General features: G+C 64.5%; 15 protein-coding genes. All 15 read right to left on the bottom strand.

The window, feature by feature from the left end; translation table 11 throughout:
- Positions 1-72: 72 nt before the first annotated feature.
- Entirely contained in the window at positions 73-618 is a 546-nt protein-coding gene (locus C8N34_RS24855; protein ID WP_158640808.1) for an N-acetylmuramoyl-L-alanine amidase family protein, read from the bottom strand.
- A 40-nt stretch (positions 619-658) separates the two neighbouring features.
- On the bottom strand, positions 659-934 hold the full coding sequence (locus C8N34_RS26545; protein ID WP_158640807.1) for a hypothetical protein: 276 nt from the start codon (positions 932-934) through the stop codon (positions 659-661).
- Positions 931-1,311 (bottom strand): hypothetical protein, encoded by a 381-nt coding sequence (locus C8N34_RS24850; RefSeq protein ID WP_108130946.1) that lies wholly within the window; start codon positions 1,309-1,311, stop codon positions 931-933. Before C8N34_RS24850 ends, C8N34_RS26545 begins: the two co-directional genes overlap by 4 nt.
- Positions 1,308-2,654, bottom strand: a complete 1,347-nt coding sequence (locus C8N34_RS26085) for a hypothetical protein (protein ID WP_145693870.1) — start codon at positions 2,652-2,654, stop codon at positions 1,308-1,310. Before C8N34_RS26085 ends, C8N34_RS24850 begins: the two co-directional genes overlap by 4 nt.
- A complete protein-coding gene (locus C8N34_RS24845) occupies positions 2,654-2,917 on the bottom strand; it encodes a spike base protein, RCAP_Rcc01079 family (protein ID WP_108130945.1) in 264 nt (87 codons plus the stop codon). The genes C8N34_RS26085 and C8N34_RS24845 overlap by 1 nt, the downstream gene beginning before the upstream one ends.
- A gap of 155 nt (positions 2,918-3,072) precedes the next feature.
- On the bottom strand, positions 3,073-7,020 hold the full coding sequence (locus C8N34_RS27050; RefSeq protein ID WP_242013908.1) for a hypothetical protein: 3,948 nt from the start codon (positions 7,018-7,020) through the stop codon (positions 3,073-3,075).
- The gene (locus C8N34_RS24835; protein ID WP_108130944.1) at positions 7,017-7,649 is read right to left on the bottom strand and encodes a hypothetical protein; all 633 of its coding nucleotides are present in this window, start codon (positions 7,647-7,649) and stop codon (positions 7,017-7,019) included. The genes C8N34_RS27050 and C8N34_RS24835 overlap by 4 nt, the downstream gene beginning before the upstream one ends.
- Positions 7,650-7,658: 9 nt before the next feature.
- Positions 7,659-9,827: a phage tail protein gene (locus C8N34_RS24830; RefSeq protein ID WP_199750767.1), complete on the bottom strand. Its 2,169-nt coding sequence runs from the start codon at positions 9,825-9,827 to the stop codon at positions 7,659-7,661.
- Positions 9,814-10,230 (bottom strand): DUF6950 family protein, encoded by a 417-nt coding sequence (locus tag C8N34_RS24820; protein ID WP_108130943.1) that lies wholly within the window; start codon positions 10,228-10,230, stop codon positions 9,814-9,816. Before C8N34_RS24820 ends, C8N34_RS24830 begins: the two co-directional genes overlap by 14 nt.
- Entirely contained in the window at positions 10,227-10,814 is a 588-nt protein-coding gene (locus C8N34_RS24815) for a hypothetical protein (RefSeq protein ID WP_242013907.1), read from the bottom strand. Before C8N34_RS24815 ends, C8N34_RS24820 begins: the two co-directional genes overlap by 4 nt.
- On the bottom strand, positions 10,811-11,467 hold the full coding sequence (locus tag C8N34_RS24810; RefSeq protein ID WP_108130941.1) for a hypothetical protein: 657 nt from the start codon (positions 11,465-11,467) through the stop codon (positions 10,811-10,813). Before C8N34_RS24810 ends, C8N34_RS24815 begins: the two co-directional genes overlap by 4 nt.
- On the bottom strand, positions 11,467-14,010 hold the full coding sequence (locus tag C8N34_RS24805) for a hypothetical protein (protein ID WP_108130940.1): 2,544 nt from the start codon (positions 14,008-14,010) through the stop codon (positions 11,467-11,469). The genes C8N34_RS24810 and C8N34_RS24805 overlap by 1 nt, the downstream gene beginning before the upstream one ends.
- Positions 14,010-14,294 (bottom strand): hypothetical protein, encoded by a 285-nt coding sequence (locus tag C8N34_RS24800; protein ID WP_108130939.1) that lies wholly within the window; start codon positions 14,292-14,294, stop codon positions 14,010-14,012. The genes C8N34_RS24805 and C8N34_RS24800 overlap by 1 nt, the downstream gene beginning before the upstream one ends.
- 26 nt (positions 14,295-14,320) lie before the next feature.
- Entirely contained in the window at positions 14,321-14,665 is a 345-nt protein-coding gene (locus C8N34_RS24795) for a GTA-gp10 family protein (RefSeq protein WP_108130938.1), read from the bottom strand.
- A partial coding sequence (locus C8N34_RS26540) for a phage tail protein (RefSeq protein WP_170120581.1) occupies positions 14,662-14,985 on the bottom strand: 324 nt, incomplete at its 5' end. The genes C8N34_RS26540 and C8N34_RS24795, both read right to left, overlap by 4 nt.

The raw sequence follows: 14,985 nt of genomic DNA, 5'->3' as shown, positions 1-14,985 counted from the left end.
GCCGGTGCCGCCCAGCCAAGCAAAGAACGGGTAGAGGATCACCATGCGGGTGATGAGGAAAAAATCCATTGATCAGGCTCCGTTGATATAGGCCAGACAGGCCTTGTGAATGCCCTGCACCAGGGCGGCATAGTGACGGTCGGCGGCGGCGCAGTCGGTCGGGTTGCTGCCAAAATACGGCTCCAGCAGCACCGCAGGCGCACGGCCCGCATGAAGGCTCAGGCCGCCCCGGTCATTGCGCGCGCGGGCGATGATGCCGCGATCCCGCAGCCCGAGCGCCTGCACCATTGCGGGCTGGATCAGACCGGCCAGACGCCGCGAGCCCTTCGACCCACTGGTCAGGGTTTCGGTGCCGCTGGCGCTGGTCGGCCCACCGTTGAAATGAAGCTCCAACGACGCCGCCGCGCCCTTGGCATCGACAACAGCATAGGTCTCGCGGATCTCCGCGCTGTAGGGCCGACCGGCCGGGCGCCGGAACACCGCATACATCCCCGGCGAACAGGCACGGATTGCGGCGGCCAGGTCACCGCACCAGTCATATTCGGTGCGCCCGTCGGATGTGCGGACAGCACCCTGCGACCGGGCATTGTGCCCGATCACCAAGGCGACCTTGGTCATTTCATTGCTCCATGAAAAAGCCCGCGCGTGGCGGGCGGGGTCAGGGTTTCGGTTGCAGCTTTTCCAGCTGCGCCTCGATCCTGCTGATACCGATCTGGATGCTGCGCAGGTCGCTGGATTGGCTGGCCTGCGCAATCTCGACCGCCCGGATACGGCCCTCGCGCGCCTCGGCCGCGTGCTGCATCGCCAGAACATCGGCAGACAGACGCTCTTGCCGGGCTGACAACGTGGCATAGCCCATGATGCAGGCGGCCAGCACCGTCACGATGCTGATGACGTGGCCCAAGCTGATTTTGTTGTCAAACTGGACGGTCACGCCTCATCCTCCTCCGGCACCTGCGTCACCCCCAACACCGCCAGCGCGGCGCGGGCATCGTCACCGATCACCACCGCGATGTGGTCCGGCGATGCGGTGATGGGCTGATCCTCGGTCCAGACGCGGATGAGGGCCTGCGCGCGGGCGGCGGCGGCCATGTCGGCGTCCCACGGCGGGGATACCAGCGGCGACGCGGCGGCAGCCGGAAACTCCTCGCCGACCGGCCCGGAGGCCACAGCATACAGATTGCCACCTGCATCCTGCCATGAGGCAGCGCCATAGGTCTGGTCATCCTCGGGTCCGTAGCCCAGCACACGAGCGAGTTGATTGGCGTCTGCGATCATGGCAGCAGGACATGCGATGGTGATGGTGATCATGTCAGGGTCACTCCTGCGAGGCGGGCCATGTATTGTTCGGCGCGGATGATCTCGGTTGGAGTCAGATTGCGGTTGATTGCCATCAGACCGTAGATGCGGCCCGACATCAGGAACGGTCCATTCCACGATCCTACGGACATAACTCCATCGGCGTATATGCCCGCACCTTGCGATGCATATGATGTTGCGACTAGCGCACCATTACGCCGGAGATTAAGTGCAGGTGTTTGTATTTTTGACGTAAACGCATATACTTCTGCGGTCCCATTTACCGGAGTTGGCGCAGGGGCATATGCAGCCACAGTAGAGCCGACAGTTGCTGACATGATACCAGATGCGCTTTTTACAAATCCAGATCCGGGAGACCCGGTTGGTGCAAATCTGAATGGACAGTATTGCGTCGATGTTTGGGCGGGAGCCATTGCCATAATAACAGTAGACTCATCAGTCCCCCAGATGACTGATTGTGTCTGCATGTGGTCATCCACACCATCCATCGACAGATACCACACATCAGCATAGACCGCCTCGGTGATGTCGTAGGGGCTGAGATTATGCTGGAGCGCCGTGGGGGTGCTGCCGATCTCGAATTGCAGGCCCTTGATGCGATAGGTTACATCAATGACCTCCGTCGCGCCCCCCTCAAGGATCAAAAATGCGCTGGTATATGCCACGCCAACAGCCATGGCCCCACGCGACAGGGTGATGGTGGTGTCTACAGATGACGTGATGCTGTTGGATGCTCCAGTGGTGAGAATCGCAAATGCGGCATCCAACTCAAATACCTGCAACCTGATTCCGTTCTGGGTTGCCCCAGTTGGAGGTGCACCGGCAATCACCCGCGCCGTGACAGACGCTACCGCAAATCCAGATGTCATGGGGATGCGCGAATTGGCCGACGACCACCCCACAGCATGTTGACTGGCAGTCGCGGTCCCAGTCATTCGGATATCAACATATGGCACGCCGCCCTCGGTCCCGGTGCCAACCTTTGTATAGGTCAGGCCATTGCTGACCCCGCCGCTGCCCCATGCGACGGTATCGACCGCCTGCGCCCCATTGGCGCGATTGCGCAACCCGCTGGCCGGATGCCGCCCCAGCCTCGGTTTTGACAGCGCAGTAGCCTGAGACGCATGATTGCCGCCGCCGCTCAGGTCGCGCGCGAGGCCAACCGGATCACCGGGTGACATCGCAGGGATCGTGCCCGCCGCATCCTGAAACAGCGTCTCGCGGCGATTTGGGAGGATCAGCAGGCCGGTGCCGGTCGGGTAAAACTGGCTGGCCGGCGTCCAGACGCTGCGAAAGATGAACGGCGAGGCGATACCGTAACCAAGGCCCAGCATCACCAGACCCCCACGATCCCAGTGGCGGTGGTGCCGGTGGCCCAGACGCGCGTCACACGAAACGGCAGCGGGACACCCGCGATCATCTGGACGGTGACGGGCGATCCGCCCCCGCGCATCGTCACCCGCACAGTGCCATCGGTCAGCGCATAAAGCGCGCGCGGGACATTGGCGATGTCCGCGCTATCCGAGGGCGTGATCGCCACGGCATTGGACGCCGGGCTTTCAAGGCCCGACGTGTTGTAAAGGAATGCGTCAGCCAAAGCGGCCTCCTATGTTTGATCAGGGAGCGATGAGAGCGGCGGACAGGCCCGAGCGCAGCGGCAGGCCCATCAGGCGGCCGTGGGCCTGCGTGTCCGTCAACAGATCAAGGCCGTCTTTGTCGAGTTTCGTCATCTGTGCGCCTCCTGTTGGCGATTTAGTCGATCTGGAAGGCGGTGTAGCCGCTGGTCCATATACAGCGGACAAGCGGCACGGTGGCGCCCTCGGTCATCATGCCGTCCGAGATGCTGACGCCGAAGGTATCCCCTTCGGCGATTGCCGGGGTGCCGCTGAACAGCAGGTCGCCGCTGTCGATGTAAGTGCCAGGGCCGCGCAGCCTGCCGGTGGCGCCGGGGATGATATCCTCCAGCGCGATGCCGACGAAACGCCAGGCGGGATCGGCCCCGGTCATCACCCGTGCGCGAACCTTGCTCCCCGAGCTGGCGACGGCCATACCGCGCTTGATGGTCGAGGCACCGACGTTTTTGACCTCGCGGTCAAAGTCAGCCTGCCGCACGCAGCCGCCGCCGCTGTAGGGATCGGACAAGTAAAATCCGCGGCTGCCATCGGCCAGCGCGGCATTCAGCGCCGCGACCACGGCGGCATTGCTCATGCCGGTGTAGTTGGCCGAGAGCACGATATCCGTGGATGCGCCGCCATCGAAGGCCACAGTCAGCGTGATCGGGGCGCCGCTGCGATTACCCAGCCGCTCGGCCAGTGTCACGCCGGGGGCTGTCCCGGTGACCGCATGTTGCGAATAGACCCGGCCGGCATGATCGACTGCGCCCCCGCGATAATCCGGGCGCGCGCCAAACAGGATCGGGGCCGCCGCGCCGGACAGCGCCACAGCAGATCCGGCACCTGCGGCACTGCGCAGTTCGAGGACCGACACGCCATTGTTGCCACGCGCGAGGACCGGACCACAGTCGCGGGTGGTCACCAGAAACTCCGAGAGGCGATTGCCCCATTGCAGGCCCAGATCATTGGTCAGCCATGCGTCCGAGCCATCCACATAGATCGGTCCCGCCAGATTGCACCCGACGATTCTGACATGCGTCACCACACCAGCGCCCATCGGCTGCAAGGAGACAGCGTGGCCGCTCAGGGTGTTGATTGCTGCCCCTCCCTCCAGCACGATGTCCATCGGCTCTTCGAAGCTGGCGTTGCTATGCACGAAGAACGGGCCGAGCGGTGCGCGCCAGATGGTATCCACGCTGCGCAATAGCATCCCAGAATGACCGCCGCAGCCCATGGCAGACCCCCACAGTGCTGGTGCCGGGTTGCCGATGCCGACCTGATAGTCGATCACCGCCTGGTTGCCGTAGTTTTCTACCAGGCACCCGATGACATGCTGAATTGCGAAATTGTCGCTGGCGCCGCTTTCGCTGTGGATCGGATAGCGCATGTTCCGGCAGCTTACGCGCAGATTGCGGATGGTCGATGTCCGGTTGAGGCTGAACGTCTCGTTCAACGGCACCTGCGCGGGATCGACATCGGCAGGCAGTTCGCCTTTATACCAAATGTGATCGCGGCGCCCGATGCCCACAACATCCACGAAATTCGGGAAATCCACATTGATGTCGGTATAGATGCCTTCGTGCAGGCGATAGAGCGCCCGCCGCGCGGCATTCTGCCCTCCCCCTCCGAACAAAAATGCCGTCGTCAGGTCCGGATAATCACCTGATCCGTCCGCTGCCACATCTACAACCTTGATATATACCGCACCGCGCGAGGCAACTTCTGCCACCTCGCCAGGGGCACCGCCTGCCGACTGCCCAATCCGGTAATCCAGCATCAGATCGGCGCTGGTCGGCACGGATGCCCCGGAGGCGAGAGCGAACCGCACCGGCCCATAGGTTATGCTGCCGGTGGCGGTCCGCACCACTGCCGCCCCGGAGACCTGAGCCCATGGCGCAAACCCCTCCTCGTCGCCGATCAGAGTGTAGGACGCCTGCACCAGCAGTTCGGTGTCGCTGATCTCGGTGACCGTCGCGCTGGCGCCATAGTTGTTCCAGACGCCGCCGCGCTTGACTGCAAGTGCGGCTGTAAGTGGCGTATCGTCTGTCAGATTTGCGGATGTGGTAAGACTCAGACGCCAAGTGATGATATGACCGGCCTCACCAGGTGCCGCAATCCCCACCACAGCGCGGCGATAGCTGTTCTGACCGTGCTGACCGGCAGGCACGGTCAACGTCAAGCCATCGCCGGATACGGTGGCCCCGGAGAAGAGCTCACCATCGGTTGCGAAGTCCAGTTCTCCCGAGGTGATTTCGGCTTGGGCCACACGATCAGTCAATCCAGAAAGATCCGGCACGCCCTCGGACACCACGCGCCTGACCTTGTAATCCAACATCAGATCGGCCGTGGTCGGGCTGGATGCGACAGAGGTCAGCGCGAAGGTGAACTCACCCAATGTGATCGCGCCGGTCGTGGTGCGCACAGCCGCCGCGTTGCTGATCTGATACCACATGTGGAATGCGGTCTCGTCGCCCACGATGACGTAATCGACCTCTGCAACCAGATGAGTGCTGTCGATAGAGGTAACAGTCGCGGTCGCTGCATAGCTGTCCAACACCGCGCCGTGCTGCACCGCGAGGCGCACGGTAATCGGCGACTCCAGCCCGACATTGGCGGAGGTGTCCAGTGCGAGTCTGAACGTCACCAACTGGCCAGCGACAGCGGGGGGGCCCATGGCAGCCACTGCGCGGCGATAGGCATTGCGCCCGTGCTGGCCGATCGGGATGGTCATGGTCAGGCCGCCATTGCTGATGACTACGCCGTTCAGCGCCTCGCCCTCAGTGGTGACATTGAGCGGACCTGCTGTGATCTCGGCCTGAGCAACACGATCCGTCAGCGTGGCAATCTGCGGATCGACTTCCGCCGCGATCATGCCGGGAACTGCGGCGTTGATGGCGCGGGCAGCGCGCCAGTCAAACGCCGAGTTTGCTCCCTGTGGCCAGGCCACGGTCATCCTGGTGATTGCAAAGTGCCCGGCGGCGCCACGCACCTGAGCAGAGGCCGAGACCTGCGCCCAGGGCGCGATCGCGTCCTCGGTGCCGAGGATGGTATATTGCGCGCGGCCGACGATGCTGGTGGCCGTCTGGCTGATCACGGTGACAGGCGCAGCCTCATTGGTCCAGATCGCGCCATCCAGCGTCGAAAATGCAAGGGTGAGCGGGGTCAACGCCGACAGGTTCGAACTCGTCGCGATCTCGAACTCGATCTCGATTGTCTGACCGGCCAAGGCCACGAGGTCGGCCAGATCCGCATCCGCGATATGCCAGCGGCGGTAGCTGTTGCGCCCGGTGTATCCGGCCGGCACCTCGATCCCGCGCCCGCTGTCGTAAAGCACCCCGCCGTTGAACAGTTCCCCGCCAGTCGTATAGGCCAGAGCGTCCGTGGTGATCGACGCATCGCGCAGGGCTCCCGCAACAAATCCGGTGGTGGCCACCTGTGCAGTTTCGGTTCCAGCGGCGGCCGTCGGCGCGGTCGGCGTGCCGGTCAGCGCCGGGCTGGCCAGCGGCGCCTTGGCAGCCACGGCCGCTTGCACGAAGGCCGATGTGGCGATCTGGGTGGTGTTGGTACCGGCAGCGGCCGTGGGCGCCGTCGGCGTGCCGGTCAGCGCCGGAGAGGCCAGCGGCGCCTTGGCATCGAGCTCGTCCAGCCGTTCAGACAGGCCGGGCACATCCGCGATGCGGGTGGACCCGAGGATGCGGATTGCGTTGCCCGCCGCCACACGCCCGATGTACTCGCCGGATTTGACCTCGCCAGACGCGAAAGCTGCCCCAGACCGCGCCTTGAGCGTGTAGGCCGTGGCGCCGATGGTCAGCGTCGGATTGGATGCGGTATTGGTGCCAGGCCAGTCGAATTGCAGGATGCTGTTGATGCCGATGGTCAGCGCGGTCTGGTCGGCGTGGATCGCATAGACCGCCGCATCGCCGTCGCCAGACGAGTAGGTCAGGCGGATCGTGTCGCCAGCGATGGCGAGATCGGTCAGGGCCGTGTCGGCAGCGGCGCGGGCGCTGGCCTCGGCAGCCATATCCCCCGGCGAAACGCCAGCGGTGGGGAGGGCACCGCCCCTGAATACGACAACACGATCCGTCACGGCGTGACCTCCTGATCAATGTGGATGGTATCGGTGAGCGTGCGGTAGACCCGGCCGCCGACCGCGAATTTCATGTCCCAGGCATGGGCACCCAGCGGCAGGGCGGCCGTCTGCGCAGGCGCCAGCGTGATTTCGAACTGCCCGGCCGCTGCATCGAGGACGGTCACGATCAGCGCCCGCGTCACGCCGTCCGGGCCGCGCAAGGCCGAGGTGACGGTGATCCCTGTCAGGGATTTCGGGCGCCCCAGAGCATCGGCATAGATGCAGCCGAGGCTCAGGGAATCGCCGCGCTTGATCCGGTGTTCCTGCGGCCCCTCCGGCACATCAAGCGCCACCGCATCGGCAATCGTGACCGATCCGCTGTCCGTCACCACGATGTCGGGCAAATCGGTGGTCAGCAGGCGGCCCTCGACCGCGCTCCAATGTTCGACCGCCACGGCATAGCGGCTGCCATCGGCCGCGCCTTGCAGGTCGATGCTGATCGCGCCTGCCGTGATCGTGGCCGCGACCGGGCTGGTGGTGACCACTGGCGAGCCGACAATCGGCGCGCGCGGTGTGAACAGCACCCGGCCATGCGCGGGCTGCGACCCGTCCGGCAAGCGGACGGGACCGGCGACAGTTGTTGCCATGTGACCCTCTTAGATGATGGTGATGGTCTGCGGCCCGCTGCGCGGCCCCGCGATGCCAGAGCCGTTGATCGGCTCGGCCCAGTAGCTGTGCGACCCGACACCGGGCCCCACGTCGGTATAGCTGTCAGCGGCATTGGCGGCGCCGAACTCGGTGCGGATCGCCACCGCATCGACAAAGGCTGTCGATCCATCGGCGCGCCAGATCCGCGTCGCGGCATATTGCCCGTCATTGGGCGCGGTGAAGGTCAGCACCACATCAGACCCGGAGACGCTGGACCCGAAAGCCACCAGAGCCGCCGGGGGCGTGCTGTCCGCCACCGCCTGCACGGCCAGCGGCACGGCGGGATACCAGGGCGAGATCCGGCCGCCCGGCGTGCGGTTGCGCACCTGCGCCTCATAGGTGGCACCATCGACCAGCCCCGAGGACACCAGCGAGGATTGCCCCTCGCCCGCGTCCACAATCTGCCAGTCCGGTGCGCCGCCATCGACCGAGCGGATTTGCAGCTGCTGGCGCAGATCCTCGGATTGCACCGGCCACGACCATTCGATCAGCGCCACGCCGCCCGTGCCCTCGACCGCCTCGCCGGTCAGGCTGGCCGGGGCCGCCACATCGCCATCCTCGACCACCACCGCGCGCAGCGGACGCGCCGGTTCCAGCGTCAGCGCGTTGGGCGCGAAATCGACCGCATCGACCGACACCACCTCCAGAGAAAACGTGTGCGACCCGCCATTGCGCGTCAGCCGCGACACCTCGACCACCTCATCAAAGCCCGCTTCGGCATGGGTGATGCGCAGGAACCGCTGTTCCATGCACTCATAGCCGATCGGGCCGATGGTCCCGCTGACAGAATACGGCGGCCGCGCCGTCGCAAGCCAGCGATAGCCCACGCGCCAGCCCTGATTGTGGCTGTTGATCGCCCCGCATGGCTCTTCGTGCCGGTCACCCTGCGGATCAGCCACCACCGCGCCAGTCAGTTCCTCCTGATAGTCCAGTGCAGGCTCGACGTATTTGACCGCCACCTGCCCGATCACATCCGAGCCCCACGCCCGGTCGCGGATCGAGATGGTCAGGAAATCCGCATCGGTCAGCGTGACGGTCGGGGCGCTGTAATAGCCGACCTTGAACCCGAGCTTGCCGTCGCGACGCTCGTAGAAAAAGGCATCGCAGGCTTTCATCAATTCCGCGCGGACCTGTTCCCAGGTCATGCTGCTGTCGATCACCATATTGATGGTCCAGCGCTTCTGCGTGCCGCCGTCGCGGTTGGTCACCAGCTGGTCGCAGATATCCGCCTCGGCCGCGACCTCATCCCAATCGACGGCAAAGCCATAGAGCTCGGCCACATCGGCGATGATCAGGGCGGCATTGTCGGTCCAGTCCGCCGTGTCTGTGCGCGGGTCATAGACCGTATCGCAGCCATCCCAGACCGGCGCATAAACCCATTCCCGCCCGCTCGGATAGATCTTCGAAAACACGTTGTTCGGTGGCCGGGCGGCGTAAAGCGCGGCGTAGCTCAGCCCCTTGAAATCATCGGCAGCGGTGACCTCCGGGAAGACCGCATCCCATATCGGATCGACCGCCTGCCCCGGCTGCCCGGTATAAGTGCGGATCGAGCCATGCCACGCCCATCTGCCCTTGCCGTCATACCAGATCGGCTCCGTGCTGACGAAATCGCCCTCCAGCTCGACCGGACGCTTGTCCAGAAAGTGCTGGACCGGCCCGCGTGTGCTGTGCGCGGCGATCAGGATGCCATAGTGGCGCTTGAACCGATCATCGGTCCCTTCCGGGTTGGTGACATCGGCCCGGCTGGCCGCCGAGAAACAAAACGGCCCCCCCTTGCGGACCCGGCCATAAACCCGCTCCTGATAGGATATCGGTTGTGCCCAGTTGACCTGCCGGTCGGAGGGCGACGGGACCGAGGGCGTGGGCATCAACGCTTGCGACAGCGCCGACAGGCCAACGGACAGCACCACCCGCGACAACAGCGATCCGCCCGCGAGCCATGAACCTGCGGTGAAACCCGCGCTCCAAGCACCAACTGCGCCCGTCGCCAGATAGGTGCCAAAGCCCGCTGCGTTCAGAAACCCGCCGATGAAGGCGGTGACCGGATCGGCCTTGGCCTGCCCCGCCAGGCAGGTGGTGGACAGCAGCGCGGCCAGCGCGAGATTACGGATGCGCATAGCCCACTCCCCAAGCACCAAGGATCTTCTGCGGGCGGAATGCCGTCACCGCGCCAGAGGTCTCTTTCACCGCCCATGTCTCGCCCAGGCACAGCGCCGCATGGGGCCGCGTCACGCCCGGCGCGATCTGAAGCACGATGCCCACGTCACCGGCCACCGGCAGTGCAGTCAGGGCCAGCCCCGCCGCCGCCATGCGCGGCGCCACCACGGCCAGCGGATCGCTGAAAAACCGCGTGACGCGCTGGCATTCGGCCATGCTCTCATAAGTCAGGCGCAGATCGGCAGCCGGATCGGGCCAGCCGCAGCGCATGCACCAATCGGCGCAGAGCGTGACGCAATCCGCCTCGCCCCAGCGGTAGGTCAGCCTCCGCCAGCGGTTCAGTTCAGCGTAAAGAGGGGTCATCCGAACAGCTTCTGTTCCTGGAACGTGTCAGTCGGGGCGAAGCGCAGCGAACTGTTCGCCTCGCCGATCAGCGTCCCGTGGTCGTTGGTCGTGTAGCTCAGCCGCGGCGCGGTGTTTCGGCCGGCGCCGATGCTCTCGAAATTTAGCGTGATGCGACGCTCCATCGGCCCCGACAGATCAAAAGCCACGCTGGCCCCCTTGCGGGTCAACCAGTGGATCGGCGCATGCACCGGCGCCTGAAACTCGGTCATCGCCCCGATGGGCTGCACCCAGAACGTAATCTCGCGGTCGAGAATGTAATCGGTCCCCAGCGCCCGCAGATCTGCCACCAGATCGCCGTCGGACGGATCGGGGATATAGGTCAGCGAGATCGAGCCAGCCGGGGCCGTGCCGTTCAGCGACACTTGCAGGTCAGGCGCCTCAAGCAACTGGCAGCCGATCCATGCATGGCCGTCCACATCCACAAACCGCCCGTCACCGCCCAGAATAAAGCGAAACACACCATCCACTGTGTCGATCGACACCAGATCGAGAAGCCCGACCGAGGGGTCGCGCGGGTTGAAACCGACGGGAAAGAAGCTCATCGGGTGATCCATTCCACAAGGTCGAGCTGTGGGCGGGCGACCTGATCCAGCCCATATTCCGGCCAACCGGAATCGTCGGCTTGAACCGCGAAAAGCCCGCGCGCGACCAGATCAATGTCAGCATCGGCCGGGACATCCACGCGCAGCATCTCGACTGTCAGAACAACAGAGGCACCGACGCCGGATCGACCGACAACCAGAAACGGCCAGTCCTGATACGACAGGAAACTGCCCACCCGAACAGGATCAGGCGCGCCGGTTTCATCCACCTCGATCGAGCCGTCGCCCGCGCTGGCCGCAGTGACACAGCGGATCACCGGGCGCGGCTCGACATAAAGACCCGCGCGATAGGCGCGCCACATGGATTGCCAAGCCGCTGCCCCGATGCCGGGCTGCACGGCGCGGTCAAGCATCCGCATGCGCAAAGCCCCGGAACGCCCCCGCAGCCTGCCAATCAGCGCCCGCCACTCCCCGATCATCTCGGGCGGTAAAACCATTTCAGGCTGGCCAACGAACCGCGGAAAGCGGTTGTAGACCACCTGCTCCGCGCCGTTGGTCGCAGGGCTGGCAGATTGTCCCCGCCAGTCGATACGCCAGTTGCACAGCGTCCCGCGACACAGCACGCGGGGCACATCGACGATATGACGCTCCATCAGGTGCCCCTGCGCTGCATGTCTCTGATCATGTCAGGCATCAGTCGCACCTGTGCCCTTTGGGCCTGCGCATCCAGCCCGGTCGCAACCTGCGCCGCCCGACGATCCACAAAGGCCTGGATATTGCCATTGCGCGGGTCCACCCCGATGCGCACATCCACAAGATCACGGCCCTGTTTCGGCGCCGATCCACCAGACACACGGGTCACCGCCCCGACATCCGGCATGGCCACCAGCCGCGCGATTTCTGTCGGGGCAAAGGCACGGCGCGACGATGCGCCGGGCGAGACCTGTCCACCCACCACCCCACCCTTGGCGAAGCCCGGCATACGGAACAGCTTGCCCAGATCACCGCTCACCCGCATGCGCTCGACCAGCTGCACCCCGCCAGCGCGACGGATATCCGCCTGCGACCAGACCACCTCGCCCCGGTGCACCACGCCCGCCGCCTCATCCACGCCACCATCGCCGGTATAACCTCCGCGCGAAAAGCCAAGCGCCTTCAGGATGCCACCGACACCCTTGCCAAGGCCCCCGCTCCACAGCTGTTCGAAGCCTTTCATGGCGATCATCTCGGCCAGCTTGGCGATCACATTGCCCAATGCCTGCCGGAAGGTCTGCGCGCCGGTCACCAGACCCGTGAAAACCCCGGACAGCGTGCTTTTCGTTTGCTCGACCGCCGATTTGAAATCTTCGTGCCGTTGCTTTGCCATCTCCATCTGGGTGGCTGCATCGGCATAGCTGTCGGCCAGCTTGTCGATTTCCGCCCGCAACTCTGGCGTGATGGTCTTTCCGGCTTCCTTGGCCTCTTGCAAGAGCTCGGCCTTGCGACGCGCCACATCGACGGCGATCCCGTATTCGTCAAACGCCAGTTGCAGGTCATTGAGCGCCGCCGCCTCGGCAAGCATGCCCTCGACCTCAACACGCCAGTCCGACAGGCTCTTGCCGAAATCGTCCTTCGCGCCACCCCCGCCGCCGCCCTTGGACTTGCCGCCGCCAGAGGCTTTCTTGCGGGCATCGTCCACCACATCGGGGACGCCATTGCCATCCATATCCACGGAAAACCCGCTCGGGGCGGATTTCGGCTTGGAAGATGATTTCGGGGCATAAGGGCTGCTGTTGGCGTAAGATCCTGCGCGCGCCTCTTGAATGGCAGCGCCACGATCATCAAACGGCGCCGCCTCAGAAGCGCCTGGCAGGGCCGCCCGCAATGCACGCGCCGCCCCCGCCACAGCCTCGATCACCTTACCAAGGCCACCGAGACGCGAAATAACTGCGTTGAAGGTGACACCATCAACACCACCCATTTCGGAAATCAGGCCACCCGTCGCAGTGGTTGCATCCTCTACACGCCGCTGGAAATCCTCCGCAGACATCTCTCCGTTGATGAAGGCCTGAATTGCGGCCTCATCCACACCAGCAAGTTCGCCCATCAGGGCGATGATGTTTTCACGGGTGGTGCGAACACGTTGCTCGAATTCTTCGGCCGTGATTTCAGACCGGGCCATGGCCTGACGCGACGCCTCCAGACCCTCGACCCAGCCGGAAAGCACCTCCGCCTTGCCAATCTCACCGGCACGCTGAAGCGATTGCACCAGCATCGTCGCCTCGACCGTGAGACCAGACACCTCAGCATCGACGGCTGCGATGCTGCCGCGTAGAACGTCGAACCCCTGCGCATTGTCCGCAATCGCCCGAAGGTTATCGCGCAACTCTTCATAGGAGTTGCCGCCCAGAACCGCCTTGGCGAAAGCCTCACTGCCAAAGCTGTTTTCCAGTGTGTCGATGATCCCGAATGCCTCGGCCACATTGACCACAACCTGCTGGAACTTTGCGCTGATCCGGTCCCCGACTTCCGAGAATTTGCGGTCCATCTGGGCCGCCTTCTCGACAACCTGACTGTCCAGCACCACGCCAAGCTCATTCGCCCGGTCGATAGTGCGGCGCATGCCATCTTCACCCTGCGCCAGCAATTCGACAAACCGCTCGCCTGCGGAGCCACCAAACAGCTCGTCCGCAATACGGATCTGGGCGGCCTTATCCAGCCCCTCCATCCTGCCGATGATTTCCAGCATCAGATCGGACGGGTTCTTCAGCTTGCGTGACAGATCGTCAGAAGTATAGCCGAGCCGCTGAAAGCTCTCGGCCCCCGCCCCTGCACCCGTCTTGATCCACTCATCGGCCCGCAGGTTCAGTTCCTTGAACCCGTCCACCAACTGGTCAACACCGATGCGGTTCTGTTCCGCGACGAATTTCCATTCCTGAAAGGTCCGCAGGTCAAGGCCGGCGCGCTTGGCCTCATCCCCGACGGCCGCGATGCCTTTCACCGTCTGGGCCAGCCCCGTGGTCATCTTGTCGATGGCCCCGGTGACAAGCCCACCCGCGATGCCCCCGGCAAAACCGAGGGCAAATGTGCGAAACGCCAGCCCCATCTTGGCAGCGGTGCGCTTGGTTTCCACCTCCAGCCCGCGCAGCCCCTGACTGAAATGGCTGGTATCAAGCCGCATCCGGGCAATCAGGTCACGCATTCCGGAAAGTGACATCAGTGCATCCTCTCAAGGGCTTGCTGCATGGTGATCGCCGGAACGCCAACACTGGCGCTGCGCAAGGCACCGGCCAGCGCAGACTCTGGCAAGCGTCGATCCTGACCATCTGTCGCCTGCACCCAGGCCAGCCAGTCATCATGTTCAAGAAGCGATCCCGCGCGCACCGCCTCGGCCATGCGGAGGCGATCCATCCGGGCGCGCAGCCGCAGGCCGCGCATCGTCACGACAAAGGCCCGAGGCGTGATCGACCAGAATTCCGCCTCGGAACAACCTGCGGCCACATACCGGGCCGCCAGATCATGCAGGGTCAGGCCGCCGGACTGGTCGCGGCCTGCGGCTCCCCCGATTCATCCTCCGAAGCCGGCGCGGCAAGGGCGCTCTCCATCGCCCGCGAAAGTGCCTGCCGCCCTTCCGACATCAACCGCCCTGCCGCCCGCAGCGTGATCCCGGCATGGTGCTCTTGCAGGCAGGCGCACAGCATGGCGCGCAGATCTTCGGCCGTAGCCTCGCCCTCGGCAAACCGATCCAGCGCGCCCCAGACCGCCGCCCCGGCAATGCTTTCAAAATCGGCCAGCGCATTGAAATCGAACTTCAGCCGGTAGGTTTCCCCACCGGCCGAAAACTGCGCTTCCCCGTCCCCGCGGCGCGTCATGCCACGACCTTGTGCAGCACCTTGAAGGTGGCTTCACCCTTCATGGCATCCTTGACCGGCACGCCGGGCAACCAGGTCTTCAGCCATGCCTGCCAGACATGCGGTGTGGTGGCCCCGACCGGGGTGATCTCGAGCAGAACCAGCTCGCGCGATTCCTCCAGATCCTGCAACAGCACATCCTCGGCATCCTCGGGGACATAGTGCTTGCTCAGCGCCCAGTCCGGAGCGGTTTGCAGGCCCGCGATGAATTCCTCGCTGTTGCCCGGCGAGTCGTGCGATGTGACATCCACATCGTTCGGCGCCTTGTTCGGGAAGGTGAA

The sequence above is a fragment of the Gemmobacter caeni genome (genome assembly GCF_003054195.1).
Classification (GTDB): domain Bacteria; phylum Pseudomonadota; class Alphaproteobacteria; order Rhodobacterales; family Rhodobacteraceae; genus Gemmobacter; species Gemmobacter caeni.
The sequence above is the reverse complement of the archived record's forward strand: the minus strand, read 5'-3'. Positions and strand labels throughout refer to the sequence as shown.

Coding starts and splice junctions, on each gene's coding strand:
- C8N34_RS24855 (WP_158640808.1), bottom strand. CDS start 618: ATGACCAAGGTCGCCTTGGTGATCGGGCACAATGCCCGGTCGCAGGGT.
- C8N34_RS24810 (WP_108130941.1), bottom strand. CDS start 11,467: ATGGAGCGTCATATCGTCGATGTGCCCCGCGTGCTGTGTCGCGGGACG.
- C8N34_RS24805 (WP_108130940.1), bottom strand. CDS start 14,010: ATGTCACTTTCCGGAATGCGTGACCTGATTGCCCGGATGCGGCTTGAT.
- C8N34_RS24850 (WP_108130946.1), bottom strand. CDS start 1,311: ATGATCACCATCACCATCGCATGTCCTGCTGCCATGATCGCAGACGCC.
- C8N34_RS24795 (WP_108130938.1), bottom strand. CDS start 14,665: ATGACGCGCCGCGGGGACGGGGAAGCGCAGTTTTCGGCCGGTGGGGAA.
- C8N34_RS24835 (WP_108130944.1), bottom strand. CDS start 7,649: ATGGCAACAACTGTCGCCGGTCCCGTCCGCTTGCCGGACGGGTCGCAG.
- C8N34_RS24830 (WP_199750767.1), bottom strand. CDS start 9,827: ATGCGCATCCGTAATCTCGCGCTGGCCGCGCTGCTGTCCACCACCTGC.
- C8N34_RS26085 (WP_145693870.1), bottom strand. CDS start 2,654: ATGCTGGGCCTTGGTTACGGTATCGCCTCGCCGTTCATCTTTCGCAGC.
- C8N34_RS24820 (WP_108130943.1), bottom strand. CDS start 10,230: ATGACCCCTCTTTACGCTGAACTGAACCGCTGGCGGAGGCTGACCTAC.
- C8N34_RS24815 (WP_242013907.1), bottom strand. CDS start 10,814: ATGAGCTTCTTTCCCGTCGGTTTCAACCCGCGCGACCCCTCGGTCGGG.